Here is a 17,162-nt window from a genome sequence, read left to right on the forward strand (position 1 = left end):
ATGGCAACGATCCGCAGCTACCGGCCGGACGATCTGCCAGCACTGTACGATATCTGCCTGACGACCGGCGCGGCCGGTCAGGACGCATCGGCACAATACAGCGATCCAGAGCTGATCGGACACCTCTACGCGGCGCCCTATGCGGTGCTGCAGCCCGATCTGGTGCTGGTGGCCGAGGACACGCTTGGCGTTGCCGGCTATATTGTCGGCACATATGACAGCAATGGCTTTGCCGAGCGCCTGGAGCGCGAATGGTGGCCGGCGCTGCGACAGCGTTACGCCAAGCCGTCAACGGCGCTCACGCAGAGCGACAGGCAGCGGATCGCCGACATTCAGACCCCGAGGAGCAATCCGCCAGCAATCGTTGCCCGCTATCCGGCCCATATCCACATGAACCTGCGCAGCAGGCTGCGCGGTCAGGGCGTGGGTACAGCGCTACTGGAACGCTGGGTGGACAAGGCGCGCGCGGCCGGCGTGGCGGGCATTCACCTGGGGGCCAGTGTCAGCAATAGCGGCGGCGTTGGCTTTTGGCGGCGCAGCGGCTTTGCTCCGCTGCAGACCATTGGCAGCACGGTGTGGATGGGTATGGCGCTGACCGACTAATCGGCCAGCGGCGTCATCAGGATCTTGTCAATCCGGCGCCCATCGAGATCGAGCACCTCAATCCTGAAGCCGTCATGTTCAAATGTCTCGCCGACTGCCGGCAGACGATTGATGATCGACAGCACATAGCCCGCCACCGTCTCGAACTTGGCGTCACGCGGAATGGCGATCTTGAGCTTGTCGCTGAACTCGTCGACCGGCATCCAGCCGGCGACCAGCCAGGAGCCGTCCTCGCGTCTGACGATCGCCGGATCATCGCCCGTCTCTTCCTGGAACACGCCGGTGATGACTTCGAGAATGTCCGCCGAGGTGACAATGCCTTCGAAGTGGCCGTACTCGTCGACCACCAGGGCCATGTGGACGGTGGAATTGCGAATGGCGCGCACCACGTCGAGCGCATCGGCATGATCCATCACGACAGGCACCGGCTGCACGAAGCGGCGCAGCTCGAGCGGCAGGCCATTGGCGAAGACGCCGATAATGTCCTTGATGGCGACAACGCCGATGATGGAATCGGCATCCCCGTCCTGCACCAGCAGGCGGGAGCGATTGGTGCTGAGGATCGTCTTGCGGATTTGCTCGCTCTGATCGGAGAGATCGAGCACATCGACATCGAGGCGCGGTGTCATCAGGCCACGGGCCGAACGGTCGGCCAAACGCATGACGCCCGAGATCATCGAGTGTTCGTCGCTTTCGATGACGCCGGCGGTGGTGGCTTCAGCGATGATGGTCTTAACCTCTTCCTCGGTCACCTTTTCGTCAGACTCCCCGGCCTGGCCGAGCAGGGCCAGCACGGCCTTGCCCGAGATGTCGAGCAGCCAGACCACTGGTGAGCCGACGGCAGCCAAGAGCTTCATGGACGGGGCGACACGGGCAGCGACGCCTTCGGCATCGCGCAGGGCGATCTGCTTGGGCACCAGTTCACCCAGGATCAGCGAAACATAGGTGATGACCAGCACGACAACACCGACGCCGAGAATGTCGGCGAGACTGCCGGCGACGCCGACGGTCTTGAGCCAGTCGGTGAGGCGCAGGCCGAGCGTCGCGCCGGAAAAGGCGCCCGACAGGATGCCCACCAGGGTAATACCGATCTGCACCGAAGACAGGAACTTGCCGGGGTCCTCGGCCAGGACGATGGCAATTGCGGCGCCCTTATTGCCCTGATCTGCCATGTTGCGCAGGCGGGCGGGGCGGGCGGAAACCACCGCAAGTTCCGACATGGCCAACAGGCCATTGACGATGGTCAGGACGACGACGATCAGTATTTCTAGGAACAAGGTGACTTCACAAAATGCGACCGCACACTCAGCAGCGGGTCGCTTCAGCGCGCGCAATATAGGGGTAAGTCACGGCTTTGTACCATGGGGTCTGTGAATATGTTGCGGACAACCACGGCACGAACGGTGAACCGGAACGGGGCCCGCCGGGGCGCGACTAACCCAGGCGGCGCTTGGTCTTGTCGTCATAGGGATTATTGCTGCCGGCACGCACCCACAGGCGAATGGGCGAGCCCTTGATATCGAAGGCCTCGCGCAAGCCATTGACCAGATAGCGCTGGTAGGACGTGGGCAGCACGTCGGGGCGCGAGGCAAACAGGATGAAGCTGGGTGGCCGGGTCTTGGCCTGCGTCATGTAGCGCAGCTTGAGGCGGCGACCCGAGACGGCCGGTGGCGGATGCCCATCGACCATGCCCTGCAGCCAGCGGTTGAGGCGGGCAGTGGAAATATGGGTATTCCAGGTGCGCTCGATCTTGAAGATGGCGGCCATCAGCTTGTCGATGTTCTTGCCGGTAAGGCCAGACAGGGTGACGAGGGGAACACCGCGCATCTGCGGCAACAGCCGCTCGCACGCCTCCCTGAGGTGGGCCAGTGCGGCGTTCTTGTCCTCGATCAGATCCCATTTGTTGACGGCGATGACCAGCGCCCGGCCTTCGCGTTCAACCAGATCGGCCAGCGCCAGATCCTGCTTTTCGAACGGTACGGTGGCGTCGAGCATGAGCACGACAACTTCGGCATACTGGATGGAGCGCAGACTATCGCCGACGGCAAGCTTTTCCAGCTTCTCGGTCACGCGGGAGCGGCGGCGGATACCGGCGGTATCGACCAGATTGATGACCCGCCCTTCCCATTCCCACGGCACCAGGATGGAATCGCGGGTAATGCCGGCCTCGGGACCAACCAGCACGCGCTCTTCCCCGACCATGCGATTGATCAGGGTCGACTTGCCGGCATTGGGGCGCCCGACAATGGCAACGTTGAGATAGCGGTTGGGATTCCAGCGCAGCGTGGCTTCGTCGCCCTCGCCTTCGAGCATGTCCTCGGTAATGTCGACATCGACGGCCGGCATCAGGTCAACAATGGCCTGGTCCTGCGCGCCGCGCTCGGCGGCAGCCTTGTCGATGGCGGCAGAGACGATGGAATAGAGTTCGGACAGACCCAGACCGTGTTCGGCGGACAGCGCGATGGGCTCGCCGAAACCAAGCTTGTAGGCTTCCACCAGGCCAGCCTCGGAGGCGCCGCTTTCGGCCTTGTTGCCGATCAGATGGACGTGCTTTCCGGCCTTGCGCAGCACCTGGGCAAAGCGCTGATCGAGCGGCATGACGCCGGCGCGGGCGTCGATCATGAACAGGATGACGTCGGCTTCGCGAATGGCCAGCTCGGTCTGCTGGCGCATGCGGTCCTCAAGGCTGCCATCCTTGACATCCTCATAGCCCGCCGTATCGAGGATGCGGAAGGTCAGGTCGGCGATGCGGCCTTCGGCCTCGCGGCGGTCGCGGGTGACACCGGGGGTGTCATCGACCAGCGCAATCTTGCGCCCGACAAGGCGGTTGAAGAGCGTGGACTTACCAACATTGGGACGACCGACAATGGCGACGGTGACGGTCATGGATATGCGTTCCGATCAGGCGGAGACGGCGACCGCTATTGAGCGGCTGGCGCAGTCTCGGTGGTGACAGCCGATGCATCGGCCGCCGGTGTTTCTGTGGTGGCCGCTGCGTCAGCAGACGGTGCATCGCTACTGACGATGGCATCAATGGCGCTGGCAGCAGCGTCCGCATCGGCAGTCGGTGCAGCAACGCCCTCGGCCTGCAACTGCGCCAGATAATAGCCCATGCGGTTGCGGGTGGTTGACTGGGTCAGCGGATCATTGATCACCGCCTCGAAACTGGTCCGGGCCGCAGTAAAATCGCCAGCCTTGTACTGGGCCAGGCCCAGCGCTTCGTAGGCCGCATTGCGCAGCGGGCTGGTATCGGTGGCAACACTGCCGACGCGCGCTTCGACATCAGCCAGATTACCGTGGTCGACCATCAGCGTGCCGCCCAGCACCAGGGCCAGCTCACGCAGGCGCTGATTGGACTGGCTGTTGGCCAGGGAGTCGTAAGCGGCGACGGCCTCGTCAATCTTGCCGTCCCTGGCCAGAAGGCCGGCTTTGCGGAACTCGGCCAGTGTGGGGTAGTTGCCACTGCCATCGGCAATGACGCTATCAAGCTGGGCCTGGGCAGCAGCCAGATCGCCGCCATCGGCGAGTTCGAAGGCCGCGTACAATTCGTCGGACGATGCGGCCGCCTTGCTGGCATGATACCAGGCCCAGCCTTCATTGACGGCAACGAGGACCACAACGGCCACGGCAGCACCAATCACATAAGGCGCAAAACGACGCCAAAGCGCGCGCATACGATCGCTGCGCAGCTCCTCATCGACTTCGCGGAAAATATTGTCTTCGGCCATGGTCTGCCTAATGGTCGGGTTTGGATTGGAGCGCACGTTTAGCACTTTGCCGGGCGAATGCAAATGCGCCCGGCGCGGCCATTGCCGCAGGCTTTGGTGCGATACTAGCGCGGGTTGAGGCGCCGGGGATTATTCCCACTCAATGGTGCCGGGCGGCTTGCTGGTCACGTCATAAACGACGCGGTTGATGCCGCGAACCTCGTTGATGATGCGGGTGGCGGTCTTGCCGAGGAAGTTCATGTCGAACTGGTAGAAATCGGCCGTCATGCCATCGACCGAGGTCACGGCGCGCAGGGCGCAGACGAACTCATAGGTGCGGCCATCGCCCATGACGCCGACGGTCTGGACCGGCAGCAGCACGGCAAAGGCCTGCCAGATCTTGTCGTACTGGCCGGACTTGCGGATTTCATCGAGATAGATGGCATCGGCCTGGCGCAGGATGTCGAGCTTTTCGGGCGTGATGCCGCCGGGGCAGCGAATGGCCAGACCCGGACCGGGGAATGGGTGGCGGCCAATGAAGCTCTCGGGCAGGCCCAGCTCGCGGCCCAACACGCGGACTTCGTCCTTGAACAGCTCGCGCAGCGGTTCGACGAGCTGCATGTTCATGCGCTCGGGCAGACCGCCCACATTGTGATGGCTCTTGATGGTGACCGAAGGACCGCCGGTGAACGAGACGGATTCAATAACGTCGGGATAGAGCGTGCCCTGGGCAAGGAACTCGGCGCCGCCGAGTTTTCTGGCCTCTTCCTCGAAAGTTTCGATGAACAGCCGGCCAATGATCTTGCGCTTGGTCTCGGGGTCCGAGACCCCATCGAGCTCGCGCAGGAATATCCTGGAGACGTCCACATGGACGAGCGGGATGTTGTACTCGTCGCGGAACATGGTGACGACCTGTTCGCTCTCATTGAGGCGCATCAGACCGTGGTCGACATAGATGCAGGTGAGCTGGTCGCCAATGGCCTCGTGGATCAGCACGGCAGCCACCGAGGAATCGACGCCGCCCGAGAGGCCGCAAATGACTTTGCCCGTGCCGACCTGCTCGCGGATCTTCTCGATCATCCTGGCGCGATAGGCCGCCATGGTCCAGGTCGAGGCGATGCCGCAGATCTGGTGCACGAAATTGGCATAGAGCCTGGCCCCATCGGGGGTGTGCACCACTTCGGGGTGGAACTGCACGGCCCAGATGCGACGGGCTTCGTCGGCGATCATGGCGAAGGGGGCGTTTGCGGAGGTGCCGACGACTTCAAAGCCCTCGGGCAGGGCCACGACGCGGTCGCCATGGCTCATCCAGACCTGGTGCTCGCTGCCCAGATCCCATACGCCGTCAGTCAGGGCCGAGGCCTTTTCAACCTTGACTTCGGCACGACCGAATTCGCGATGATGGCCGGCTTCGACCTTGCCGCCCAGCGCCATGCACAGGGCCTGTTGGCCATAGCAGATGCCCAGGATGGGGACGCCGGCATTCAGAATGGCCGGATCAATGGTCGGGGCGTTTTCATCAAGGGTTGAGGCAGGCCCACCCGAGAGCACCACACCGCTGGGCTGCAGGGCGGCCATGGCGGCGCCGGCGCTCTGGAAAGGATGGATTTCGCAATACACCCCCGTCTCGCGAATACGGCGCGCGATCAACTGGGTGACTTGCGATCCGAAGTCGACGATCAGGATCGATTGCGGGTGGTCGGCGGTGTCTGGGCTTTGCATGGCGAGCCCTTAGCCGTGATGGCGAGATTCCGCAAGATGGCAGCGTGCAGAGCACAGTTGCGCGCGCACGAAAAAGCCAGCCGGACTAGTTGAGAATGGCGATGGAAAAATTGAGCAAAGTCGCAAAAGACACCCATGCCAGATAGGGAACGAAAAGCCATGCGGCGATTGTATCGGTTTTTCGCGCCACGAGGATAAACCCGATGATCAGGCCGAGCATGACGATGATGATGGCAAAGGCGCCCCAGAGCAGGTGGGCCGTGAACCAGACGGGGGACCAGAGCCAGTTGGCCAGCATCTGGGCGACCCACAGGCCCATGGCCGGGCTGTTGGGCCGCGCCATCCAGATGCGCCAGCCGGCAATGGCGATCATGACGTAAAGGATGGTCCAGACCGGCGCAAAGACCCAGCTGGGGGGATTGAAGGGTGGCTTGGCAAGGTTTTCGAACCAGGTGCCCGGGGTGGACTGGGAACCGATGAAACCACCGACGCCAATCACCACGACCAGGAAGACTGCCAGGGTCAGCCAGCTGCGGGCGGAGCGGTAGTCAATGGTGGTGGTGGTCATGGCGTGCGGCTCCGCAAACGTACAGCTCAACCGGTAACGCGCCGGGGCACCGATTGGTTCACCGGGGCGATCATGGGTTTCGGCGCAGGGCGTTGAGATAGAAGCCGTCGGTGCCGGTCAGGCGGGGGGTCAGCGCAATGCCGGCGCCGGCAGTGGCAACGCCCGCGGGCGCCTCGGCGCCGAAGGCAGCTTGCCAGAGCGATTGGGGATCGAGCGAGGCAAAATCGGGGTTGGCGGCGAGGAAGGCGGCGACCTGGTCGTCATTTTCTTCGGGCAGGATGGAGCAGGTGATGTAGATCAGCGTGCCACCGGGCTTGAGGAAGCGCCGGGCGTGCGCCAGGATGGCGGCCTGCTCGGCGACGCGCTGGGCGAGCAGTTCGGGGGAGAGCTTCCACTTGGTATCGGGACGGCGGCGCCAGGTGCCGGTGCCGGTACAGGGCGCGTCGATGATGACGCGATCCATCTTGCCGACGAGGTCATCGAGGGCATCCGGCAGCGGGGCCCGCACCTGCACATTGTGGGCGCCATTGCGCTTGAGCCGGTCATAGATCGGCGCAAGGCGGCTGCGATCGCTGTCATAGGCGAAGATCTGGCCCTTATTGGCCATGGCTGCGGCCAGCGCCAGGGTCTTGCCACCGGCGCCAGCGCAGAAATCGAGCAGCTGTTCGCCGGGCGAGGCGCCGGCCAGGGCGGCAACAATCTGGCTGCCCTGATCCTGCACTTCGAACCAGCCCTTGAGGTAGCCCTCATCGGTGGTGACATTGGGGGTGCGGGCATCGCCCGAGCCGGCAGGCATGGTGACGCCGACCGGGGAGATGGCGGTTGGCACGGCATTGAAGCGGGCCAGCGATTTCAGCACGCGCTCGCGCTGGGATTTCAGCGTGTTGGTGCGCAGATCAAGCGATGGCCGGGCCGCCATGGCCTGGCCCTCGGCGATCCAGCTATCGCCAAAGGCGCGGGTGAGGGACGGCGCGAGCCACTCAGGAACATCGGCAAGGATGTGACCGGCGGAATCGTCGGGGAGCTGGCCGGTGATGCGGGCCAGCTCGTCGGCGCTCAATGGTTCGGGCGCGTGATCGTCGGTGGCGAAACTGTCGTTGAGGGCGGCGGGGTCGTGCCCCCAGTCGCGCACGGCAACCGCCAGCACCAAAGCGCGCGGGCTGTCATCGGCCATGATGGCGGCATGGGAGGCGCGGCGGCGCAGGGCGTCATAGACCAGATTGCCGATGGCGGCGCGGTCCCCTGCCCCGGCGAAACGATTGTTGATCCCCCAGGCCTTGAGCGCTTCGGAGACGGGACGCTTGCGCGTCTCGACATCCGTGAGGACTGCAATGGCGGCGGATAGACGGCCTGGAAGGCGCATGCGAGACCTCTGATTATTCTACTCTGGTGGGAAGCTGCAGCGTGTTTCCTGCGCTTCCGGTGCTCACGTACCCAAGGTACGCTGCGCGCCGGTTCTCGAAAACCCGCCCCATCTCCCACACCAGAGCGAATACTCAAGCGGCCTCTAGGGGCCAGGGGATGCGACGAGAACGCGAAAGAGGACCATTAGCCAGAGGATGGCGAGGACCGCAAGGCCGGCGGTGTAGATGGCGAAGCGCTGCAGCAGGTGATTGGTGGTGACATGGATGATGGCGTGGGCATAGCGCAGGGCCACGAAGAGCCCGGCGGCGGCGGCCTCCAATGAGGTTACGCCGCCCAGCATGAGGGCCAGCAGGGCCGCGACGTAGAACAGCACGGGCAGCTGGAACTGGTTGTCGAAGCTGTTGGAGAGCAGGCGCGCCCTGAGCGGATAGGCAGTGCGGTCCACCGCGATGGCGGCCATGGCAATTTCGCCGGACATGACACGCGGCACGCGCTCGCGGCCCATCAGCACGAGAATGGCCATGGTCAGCAAGGCCTGGGCGGCCATGGCCAGGATCATGAGCTTGGCGAGAAGAGGCATGAATAAAGCTCCGCTAGAGAGTCTGCTACGCGTGGCAAGTGCTTTTGGATGCGTGGGATTTTTCTCCAGGCATGGTTCTCGACCGCGCGGCGCGGGCCGGACGGTTGCGGGCAGGCGGACGGATCCCGAGACGGCCTTCGCCTCTGGTAAAGTTAAAAACGAGACGATCGCCGTCCCGGGATGCCGGTTTTTGGAACTGTACGGCGGCACGGGGATCGCTCGCCCCCACACGGCCGGACTGGAACCTGTGGAAGAGACGAACTTCCACCCGGCACACCCCGCCACTGTTCGCCTGCAGGCCGCCCATGCGGGGTGATGGGGGAGTATGGCACGGGACGCGGGGGCCGGGGATAAGGGGGACTGACGCTGGCGCCGAGGGGGTTTGGTAAAGCAGCGTTCAGTCAGTGCAGAGCCCTCGGGTCAAGCCCGAGGGTGACGGTCTGTGGGTGGGGAGGCCCCCGGTCCTCGGGTCAGGCCCGATTATGCCGAGGGCGACGGCCTGCGGGTGGGGACCGAAAGTGCCCCTGCCCCGGCCTAGCGGCCGGAGCGGTAGTTGGGGGCTTCGCGGGTGATGGTGACGTCGTGGACGTGGCTCTCGCTGAGGGCGGCGCCGGAAATCTTGACGAAGACCGAATTGTCGCGGAACTCCTTGAGATTGTGGGCGCCGGTATAGCCCATCGAGGCGCGCAAGCCGCCCGCCAGCTGATGCAGCACGGCGCCGGCGGCACCCTTGTAGGGCACCTGACCTTCAATGCCTTCGGGCACCAGTTTCATCTGGTCGCGCACATCCTGCTGGAAGTAGCGATCAGCCGAGCCCGAGCCCATGGCGCCGACCGAGCCCATGCCACGGTAGGATTTGTAGGAGCGGCCCTGATGCAGATAGACCTCGCCGGGGCTCTCGTCGGTGCCGGCCAGGAGCGAGCCGACCATGACGCAGGAGGCGCCGCCGGCCAGGGCCTTGGCCATGTCGCCGGAGAATTTGATGCCGCCATCGGCGATGACCGGGATGCCCTGGCGGTCGCCCTCTTCGGCGCAGGCCATGACGGCGGCCAGCTGGGGCACGCCGACACCAGCAACGATGCGGGTGGTGCAGATCGAGCCGGGGCCAATGCCCACCTTGACCGAATCGGCACCGGCATCGACCAGCGCCCTGACGGCTTCGGCGGTGGCGACATTGCCGGCGACGATGCGCACGCCATTGCTCTCGCGCTTGACGCGCTCGACGGCCTCGGCGACGCGGACGGAGTGGCCGTGCGCGGTGTCGATGACCAGGAGGTCAACGCCAGCGTCGATCAGTTGCAGGGACCGCTCATGGCCGGCATCGCCAACGGTGGAGGCCGCCGCGACGCGTAGGCGCCCGCGTTCGTCCTTGACGGCATTGGGGTTGAGCTGGGCCTTTTCGATATCCTTGACGGTGATCAGGCCGGTGCAGCGATAATCGGCATCGACCACCAGCAACTTTTCGATGCGGTGCGTATGCAGCAGCACCTTGGCCTCTTCCTTGGAGACGCCATCGCGCACGGTGACCAGTTTTTCAAAGGTCATCAGCTCGCGGATGGGCTGGGCGGGATGGGAGGCAAAGCGGACGTCGCGATTGGTGAGGATGCCCACCAGCTTGCCAATGGCCCGCCCGCCGGTGCCGCCGTTCTCGACGACCGGAATGCCGGAAATCCGGTTGGACTGCATCAGCGAGAGCGCATCGGCCAGGGTGGCATCGGGGCCGATGGTGATGGGGTTGATGACCATGCCGCTTTCGAACGACTTGACCATGCGCACCTGTTCGGCCTGCTGGTCGGCGGTCAGGTTCTTGTGGATGACGCCCATGCCGCCGGCCTGGGCCATGGCGATGGCCATGCCGCTTTCGGTGACGGTATCCATGGCCGATGACAGAATGGGCAGATTGAGCGCTATGTCCTTGGTGACATAGGTCGAAATGTCGGTTTCAGAAGGCAGAATATCGGAGCGCGCCGGCTGCAGCAGCACGTCGTCAAAGGTCAAAGCCGCGTCGCCAGTAATAGTGGTAATAATCTTCGCCAAGGCCAGACCTTTCCGGACTTCTGAATGGGATCAGAGATGTAGGATGCTGAACCGGACAGGGTTTTTGTCGGGTTCTGGTTGGCGAGGGTCAATAGCACCGGCAGGGGCACTTGCATAGTGGGTGGCGGTGGATGGCGGCTATGCCATGAAACCACAGTGCGAAACGACGCTGATCTTTCGCGCGACAGGCGTCTGGCCGGGTTCTCAGAACTGCCGGCACGGTTCATATTGGGCCGCCGCAGCCGCGACGCCTTCCGATTCCTTTCTGGTTCCCATTCCGTGATCCGCGCAACTCCGCTCATCCTGGCCGTCGCCCTGTTCATGGAACAGATGGATTCCACGGTCATTGCCACCTCCCTGCCGGCCATTGCCAGCGATATCGGCAGTGAACCGATTGCGTTGAAGCTGGCGCTGACCGCCTATTTCGTGGCGCTGGCCATTTTCATTCCGATCAGTGGCTGGATGGCCGACCGGTTCGGGGCCAAGAACATCTTCCGGATCGCCATATTCGTGTTCATGCTGGGCTCGCTGGCCTGCTCATTCTCGTTTTCGCTCGAGACTTTCGTGCTGTCGCGATTCTTCCAGGGCATTGGCTCGTCGATGATGACTCCGGTGGGGCGCCTGCTGCTGGTGCGTTCAACGCCGCGCAACGAACTGGTTTCGGCCATGGCCTGGCTGACCATTCCGGCGCTGCTGGGACCGCTGACCGGGCCGCTGATCGGGGGATTTCTCACGACCTATCTGAGCTGGCACTGGATTTTCTGGATCAATATCCCGATCGGCATTGCCGGGATCATCCTGGTCAGCATCTTTCTGCAGGTGCCAGAGGAACGCTCGCCGCGCCGGCTCGACGTGAGGGGTTTCCTGATTGCAGCGGTGGCGTTCTCGGGAACAGTGTTCGGGCTCTCGGTGGTCAGCCTGCCGGCACTGCCGATTGCCTATGGCTATGGGACGCTGGCCGTGGGGCTGATTGCCGGCGGACTGTATTTCGTCCATGCCCGGGCCACCCAGCACCCGCTGCTCGACCCGCAATTGTTTCGCCACAGGCTGTTCCGCTCGGCGGTTATCGGCGGCTCGTTCTTTCGCATCGGCGTGGGTGCGGTGCCATTCCTGCTGCCGCTGATGCTGCAACTGGGATTCGGGATGACGCCGTTTCAATCGGGCGCCATCACCTTTGTCTCGGCGATCGGGGCGATCATGAGCAAATTCCTGGCCGAGAAGATCTATGCGCGGTTCGGGTTTCCCCGGACGCTGGGCTTTGCCGCGTTCTTTGGCGGGGTGCTGATTGCGGCGCAGGGGCTGTTCAATGACGCGACGCCCATACTGGCCATCATGGTGGTGCTGCTGGTGGGCGGCGTGTTGCGCTCGGTGTTTTTCACCGGCGCCAATGCGCTGGGCTATGCCGATGTGAATGATGAAGAGGCGGGCCAGGCCACCGCCATCGTCGCGGTCGCCCAGCAATTGAGCGTGGCGTTCGGCGTGGCGGTGGCCGGCGCCATCCTGGAGGTCAGCACGCAAATGCGCGGCAGCGAACTGGAATTGGTGGATTTCCAGATCGCATTCTTCGTGGTGGGGGGCATGAGCGCCCTGGCCGCGTTCATCTACTGGCGCCTGCCGGCCGAAGCGGGCAGCAATGTTTCCGGCCACAAGGCGACGACCCTGCCCAAGGCGTGAGCGGCAGGGCGCGAGGCCAGCCCTGACGGATAGCCACGGAAGTGGCTGGACTGGCGCCGGGGGCTAGCGGTCGTACTCCCCTTCGCCCGGCACGGTGTCATTGGTGCCCTTGAACCCCTTGGCAATGAGATAGGCCTCGGCGGAATCGGCGCGGCTGGAGGGCGGCTTGGCGTGGTGGGTGGACTTGAAGTGGCGCTTGAGCATGTGCAGCAGCTCATGCTCGGTGCCGCCCTGGAACACCTTGGCGATGAAGACGCCATTGGGGGCCAGCACGTCGAGGGCAAAGGCGGCGGCGATCTCGATGAGCTGGACGATGCGCAAATGGTCGGTGGGGCGGTGGCCGGTGGTGGGCCAGGCCATGTCGGACATCACCAGATCGGCCTTTTTGCCGCCCATGGCCTCGATCAGCATGGCCGGGGCGTCATCATCGGTGAAATCCTTCATCAGCAGCTTCACGCCGGGGATGGGGTCCATTTCGAGATAATCAATGCCCACGATCAGCGGATTGGCATCGGTGGAGCCGATCGCCTTGGCAGCCACCTGTGACCAGCCGCCGGGCGCGGCGCCCAGATCGACAATGCGCATGCCCTGGCGGAAGAGATGGTGCTTCTCGTCCATTTCCTTGATCTTGAAGGCCGCGCGCGAGCGATAGCCGGCCTCGCGGGCCCGGGCGACATAGGGATCGTTGAGCTGGCGCTCGAGCCATTTGGTCGAGCCGGTCTTGCGGCCCTTGGCCGTCTTGAGCCGGATCTTGAGGTCCTTGTCGGACTTGCGCCCGCCAGAACCGAGAGCTTTATCCACCATTGGGGTTTCTCCGAGGATAGCGCGAGGCACGCGACCGGGTCCGGTCGGCATCCATCAGCGAAATAAGAATGCCTTCGCGCAGGCCACGATCGGCCACGCGAACGCGGTCAGTAGGCCATTCGCGACGAATGGCTTCAAAGATGGCGCAGCCTGGCAATACCAGATCGGCGCGGTCGCGGCCAATGCAGGGATGGGCCACGCGGCGCTCGAACGGCATGGCGAGCAGCGCGTTCATGGTTTCATCGACCTGATCGCGTTGCATCCACAGGCCATCGACCTTCTGGCGCTCATAGCGCTCAAGGCCAAGATGCAGGCCGGCCAGCGTCGTCACGGTGCCAGAGGTGCCGATCAGGTGCACCGGATGGCTGGCAATCATCTGGCGCAGCTTCTCGCGGCCGCGGAACTGGCGCAGATGCTCGCTGACATGGGCCACCATGGCTTCAAAGACTGCCGGGGTGACATTGACGCCACCAAATTTCTCGGCGATCGACACCACGCCGACCGGCAGCGACTGCCAGGAGCGGATCGCCGCCGACATCCGGCCCTGGGATTTGGGCCGGCCACCGCGGAAATCGAGCCAGGCCAGCTCGGAGGAGCCGCCGCCAATATCGAAGATCAGCGCCCCGGCGGTGTTGGCGTCGACCAGGTCGGCGCAGCCAATCACCGCCAGCTGGGCCTCGGTGTGGCGATCAACGATTTCAAGATCGAGCCCGATTTCATCCCTGACGCGCTGCAGAAAGGCCGGGCCGTTTTCGGCGCCGCGGCAGGCTTCGGTGGCAATCAGGCGCATGCGGGCGGGCTGATGTTCGCGCAGTTTGTTGCGGCACTGGCGCAGCGCCTCAAGCGTGCGATCCATGGCCGCCTCGCCCAGACGCCCGGTGACGGAAACGCCTTCGCCGAGGCGGACGATGCGGGTGAAGCCATCAATGACGCGAAAGCCGTGATCGTGCGGCCGGGCTATCAACAGTCGACAGTTATTGGTGCCAAGGTCGAGCGCCGCATAAAGCGGCCCGCGGTGCTTGCGAGTCGGATTGATGGCGGGCGCTGTCCGCTTGTCCGTATCAACAGGGACCCCGTTGGTCCCTGCCCTCTCCACCTGGTCAAGACCAGCTGGAGAACGGCGTGCCGGTCCGTCCAAAGACAGAGCTGCAGCAGCGGACCGATCGGAATCGGTCACATTGGTCTCCTGATGTGCGCGGTCGCTGGGCCCGGCTTTGGCCGGTAGCGCCCGATCGCACTTTGTTTCGTGTCACCGACGACGGTAGAGCAAGAGACCAATAAGCGCAATGGAATGCGTACCACGCCCCTGAGGACAAGCAGGCGGCGGCGCGCGATTGAGCAGGCCGGTAAAGTGCCAATCCGTTAGGCAGATTGCCGTGCGATTGTGCGGCACGACGCCATGACCGCCCCGAGATTGATTCAGGATGAATCGATAAGTCTTTGTTCTTCAATCGCTTTACGAAGCCGCCACGGCTGGCACGGTTCCTGCATTGAACTGATGGCAGGGCTCGTACCGAGCTCAAAACTGATTGGGTGTCCAGCGTTGGGCGCCCCGCATGGCAAAGCTGCCAATCGTTTCGCATTCCGGTTCCCCAACCGGCGCGCTTCGATTGGCAGCTTTTTTGTTTTGCGTCGCGCCGAACAGGAGAATGCAGATGAGCGAGAGACTTGTCATCGTCGGCAACGGCATGGCACCGGGACGGATGCTGGAGCATCTGTTTGAAGCGGCACCGGGCCGTTTCGAGGTGACCATTTTCAATGCCGAGCCGCGCGTGAACTACAACCGGCTGATGCTGTCGCCGGTGCTGTCGGGCGAAAAGAGCTATGCGGAGATCATCACCCATGGCGATGAATGGTATGCCGAGCATGGCGTGACGCTGCACAAATCGGCGCCGGTGACGCAGATCGACCGCGTCGCCAAGCGCGTGCAATCGAGCAATGGGCTGGTCGCGGAATACGATCACCTGGTGATCGCCACCGGGTCCAGCCCGTTCATTCCGCCCGTGCCGGGCCATCAGCTGGCGGGCGTGGTGACCTATCGCGACCTCGACGACGTCGACAAGATGCTGGCGGCCGGGCGGGGCAGCAGCATCGTGGTCATCGGCGGCGGGCTGCTGGGGCTGGAAGCAGCGGCAGGCCTGAAACTGCGCGGCATGGACGTCACCGTGCTGCATCTGGCGCCGACGCTGATGGAGCGCCAGCTGGACCCGGCAGCGGGCTATCTGCTGGAAAAGGCGTTTGTTGACCGCGGCGTGCGCGTGATTACCCAGGCCAATACCAAACAGGTGCTTGGCCAGGATCGCGTCGAGGGCGTCGAGCTGAGCGACGGCACGGTGATCGCCTGTTCCATGGTGGTGATGGCGGTGGGGATCCGACCCGCCTCGGCGCTGGCCAAGGAAAGTGGCCTGGCCGTCAATCGTGGCATTGTGGTCGATGACCAGATGCGCACCGATGATCCGCATATCTTTGCGCTGGGCGAATGCGCCGAACATCGCGGCGTCTGCTACGGGCTGGTGGCGCCGCTCTATGAGATGGGCCAGGTGCTGGCCAGCACACTGGTGGGGGTGCCGGCCAGCTATCAGGGATCGGTCACCTCAACCAAGCTCAAGGTCACCGGGATCGATCTGTTCTCGGCGGGCGATTTCGGCGAGGGCGAAGACCGCGAGGAGATCGTGCTGCGCGACGCCAGTGCCGGCATCTACAAGCGGCTGGTGCTCAAGGACGACCGAATTATCGGGGCGGTGCTGTATGGCGAGACCTCGGACGGGCCGTGGTTTTTTGACCTGTTGAAACGCGGGGTGGACACGCGCGAGATGCGCGACACGCTGGTGTTTGGCCAGGCGTATCAGGGGGGCACCCCACTGGACCCTATGGCGGCCGTTGCAGCCTTGCCGGATGAGGCAGAGATCTGTGGCTGTAACGGCGTGTGCAAAGGCAAGATCACCTCGACCATTACCGGCAAGGGCCTGACCGGGCTGGATGGCGTGCGTGCCCATACCAAGGCTTCGGCCTCGTGCGGCTCGTGCACCCATCTGGTGGAGCAATTGCTGCACCTGACGCTGGGCGCGGGCTATAACCCGACCGCCGTGCAGCCGATGTGCGGCTGCACCGAATATGGCCATGACGATGTGCGCCGGCTGATCATCGCCAAGGGGCTCAAATCGATCCCCGCGGTGATGCAGGAGCTGGAGTGGAAGACCAGTTGCGGCTGCGCCAAGTGCCGGCCGGCGCTGAACTATTACCTCGTGTCCGACTGGCCCGGCGAATATGAGGATGACGGGCAGAGCCGCTTCATCAATGAGCGGGTGCACGCCAATATCCAGAAGGATGGCACCTATTCGGTGGTACCGCGCATGTGGGGCGGCATGACCAATCCCAAGGAATTGCGGGCCATTGCCGACGTGGCCGACAAGTTTGCCATCCCGGCGGTGAAGGTGACGGGTGGACAGCGCATTGATCTGCTCGGGGTGAGAAAGGAAGACCTGCCCGGCGTCTGGGCCGACCTGAATGCGGCCGGCATGGTATCGGGCGCCGCCTATGCCAAGGGTCTGCGGACGGTCAAGACCTGCGTGGGGTCGGACTGGTGCCGCTTCGGCACCCAGGATTCCACCGGGCTCGGCATCCGCATCGAGAAGTTCATGTGGGGCGCCTGGACGCCGGCCAAGCTGAAGCTGGCGGTATCGGGCTGTCCGCGCAACTGCGCCGAGGCGACCTGCAAGGATATCGGGGTGATCTGCGTCGACTCCGGCTATGACATCCACTTCGCCGGGGCGGCCGGGCTCGACATCAAGGGCACTGAATTGCTGTGCCACGCCAATACGGAGGATGAGGCGCTCGAAATCATCGTGGCGCTGACCCAGCTGTATCGTGAGCAGGGGCGCTACCTCGAACGCATCTACAAATGGGCCAAAAGGGTGGGCACGCCGTCGATCCTGGCCAATGTGGTCGACGATCGTGACAAGCGCCGCGCCTATTACGAGCGGTTTGTCTATTCGCAGCAATTTGCCCAGGTCGACCCGTGGCAAGAACGGGTCAATGGCAAGGATGCGCATGAGTTTGCGGCACTGGCCGAGTTCGGCATGCCGGTGGCAGCAGAATGAGG

Annotated in this window: 13 protein-coding genes; 3 read left to right on the forward strand and 10 right to left on the reverse strand. The window is 63.9% G+C overall.

The window, feature by feature from the left end; genetic code table 11:
• Nucleotides 1-603 (forward strand): GNAT family N-acetyltransferase, encoded by a 603-nt coding sequence (locus tag ABFY71_RS07695; protein ID WP_347945423.1) that lies wholly within the window; start codon nt 1-3, stop codon nt 601-603.
• Here ABFY71_RS07695 and ABFY71_RS07700 read toward each other — a convergent pair.
• The 8 genes from ABFY71_RS07700 to guaB form a co-directional block, all read right to left on the reverse strand.
• Complete coding sequence (locus ABFY71_RS07700; protein WP_347945630.1) at nt 600-1,865, reverse strand: hemolysin family protein; 1,266 nt, start codon at nt 1,863-1,865, stop codon at nt 600-602. The two genes, ABFY71_RS07695 and ABFY71_RS07700, sit on opposite strands and share 4 nt — an antisense overlap.
• A 172-nt stretch (nt 1,866-2,037) precedes the next feature.
• Nucleotides 2,038-3,489 (reverse strand): ribosome biogenesis GTPase Der, encoded by a 1,452-nt coding sequence (gene der, locus ABFY71_RS07705; RefSeq protein ID WP_347945424.1) that lies wholly within the window; start codon nt 3,487-3,489, stop codon nt 2,038-2,040.
• A 35-nt stretch (nt 3,490-3,524) separates the two neighbouring features.
• The gene (locus tag ABFY71_RS07710) at nt 3,525-4,331 is read right to left on the reverse strand and encodes a tetratricopeptide repeat protein (RefSeq protein WP_347945425.1); all 807 of its coding nucleotides are present in this window, start codon (nt 4,329-4,331) and stop codon (nt 3,525-3,527) included.
• Nucleotides 4,332-4,460: 129 nt separating this feature from the next.
• A complete protein-coding gene (gene guaA, locus ABFY71_RS07715) occupies nt 4,461-6,032 on the reverse strand; it encodes a glutamine-hydrolyzing GMP synthase (protein ID WP_347945426.1) in 1,572 nt (523 codons plus the stop codon).
• 85 nt (nt 6,033-6,117) lie between these two features.
• A complete protein-coding gene (locus ABFY71_RS07720) occupies nt 6,118-6,600 on the reverse strand; it encodes a TspO/MBR family protein (protein WP_347945428.1) in 483 nt (160 codons plus the stop codon).
• Nucleotides 6,601-6,670: 70 nt separating this feature from the next.
• On the reverse strand, nt 6,671-7,963 hold the full coding sequence (locus tag ABFY71_RS07725; protein WP_347945430.1) for an RsmB/NOP family class I SAM-dependent RNA methyltransferase: 1,293 nt from the start codon (nt 7,961-7,963) through the stop codon (nt 6,671-6,673).
• Nucleotides 7,964-8,107: 144 nt separating this feature from the next.
• Entirely contained in the window at nt 8,108-8,545 is a 438-nt protein-coding gene (locus tag ABFY71_RS07730; protein ID WP_347945431.1) for an MAPEG family protein, read from the reverse strand.
• Between the two features lie 534 nt (nt 8,546-9,079).
• Nucleotides 9,080-10,582 (reverse strand): IMP dehydrogenase, encoded by a 1,503-nt coding sequence (guaB, locus tag ABFY71_RS07735; protein ID WP_347945432.1) that lies wholly within the window; start codon nt 10,580-10,582, stop codon nt 9,080-9,082.
• Nucleotides 10,583-10,861: 279 nt separating this feature from the next.
• Between guaB and ABFY71_RS07740 the strand changes: the two genes are divergently transcribed.
• The gene (locus ABFY71_RS07740) at nt 10,862-12,256 is read left to right on the forward strand and encodes an MFS transporter (protein WP_347945433.1); all 1,395 of its coding nucleotides are present in this window, start codon (nt 10,862-10,864) and stop codon (nt 12,254-12,256) included.
• Nucleotides 12,257-12,319: 63 nt separating this feature from the next.
• Here ABFY71_RS07740 and ABFY71_RS07745 read toward each other — a convergent pair whose 3' ends face one another.
• Together ABFY71_RS07745 and ABFY71_RS07750 are read right to left on the reverse strand one after the other, a co-directional pair.
• Nucleotides 12,320-13,060 (reverse strand): RlmE family RNA methyltransferase, encoded by a 741-nt coding sequence (locus ABFY71_RS07745; RefSeq protein WP_305577417.1) that lies wholly within the window; start codon nt 13,058-13,060, stop codon nt 12,320-12,322.
• Complete coding sequence (locus ABFY71_RS07750) at nt 13,050-14,237, reverse strand: Ppx/GppA phosphatase family protein (protein ID WP_347945434.1); 1,188 nt, start codon at nt 14,235-14,237, stop codon at nt 13,050-13,052. The genes ABFY71_RS07745 and ABFY71_RS07750 overlap by 11 nt, the downstream gene beginning before the upstream one ends.
• A 478-nt stretch (nt 14,238-14,715) precedes the next feature.
• Here ABFY71_RS07750 and nirB point away from each other — a divergent pair, with 478 nt between their 5' ends.
• Nucleotides 14,716-17,160 (forward strand): nitrite reductase large subunit NirB, encoded by a 2,445-nt coding sequence (nirB, locus tag ABFY71_RS07755; RefSeq protein WP_347945435.1) that lies wholly within the window; start codon nt 14,716-14,718, stop codon nt 17,158-17,160.
• Nucleotides 17,161-17,162: the final 2 nt, after the last annotated feature.

The sequence above is a fragment of the Devosia alba genome (assembly GCF_039938915.1).
GTDB classification, from domain to species: Bacteria; Pseudomonadota; Alphaproteobacteria; order Rhizobiales; family Devosiaceae; genus Devosia; species Devosia alba.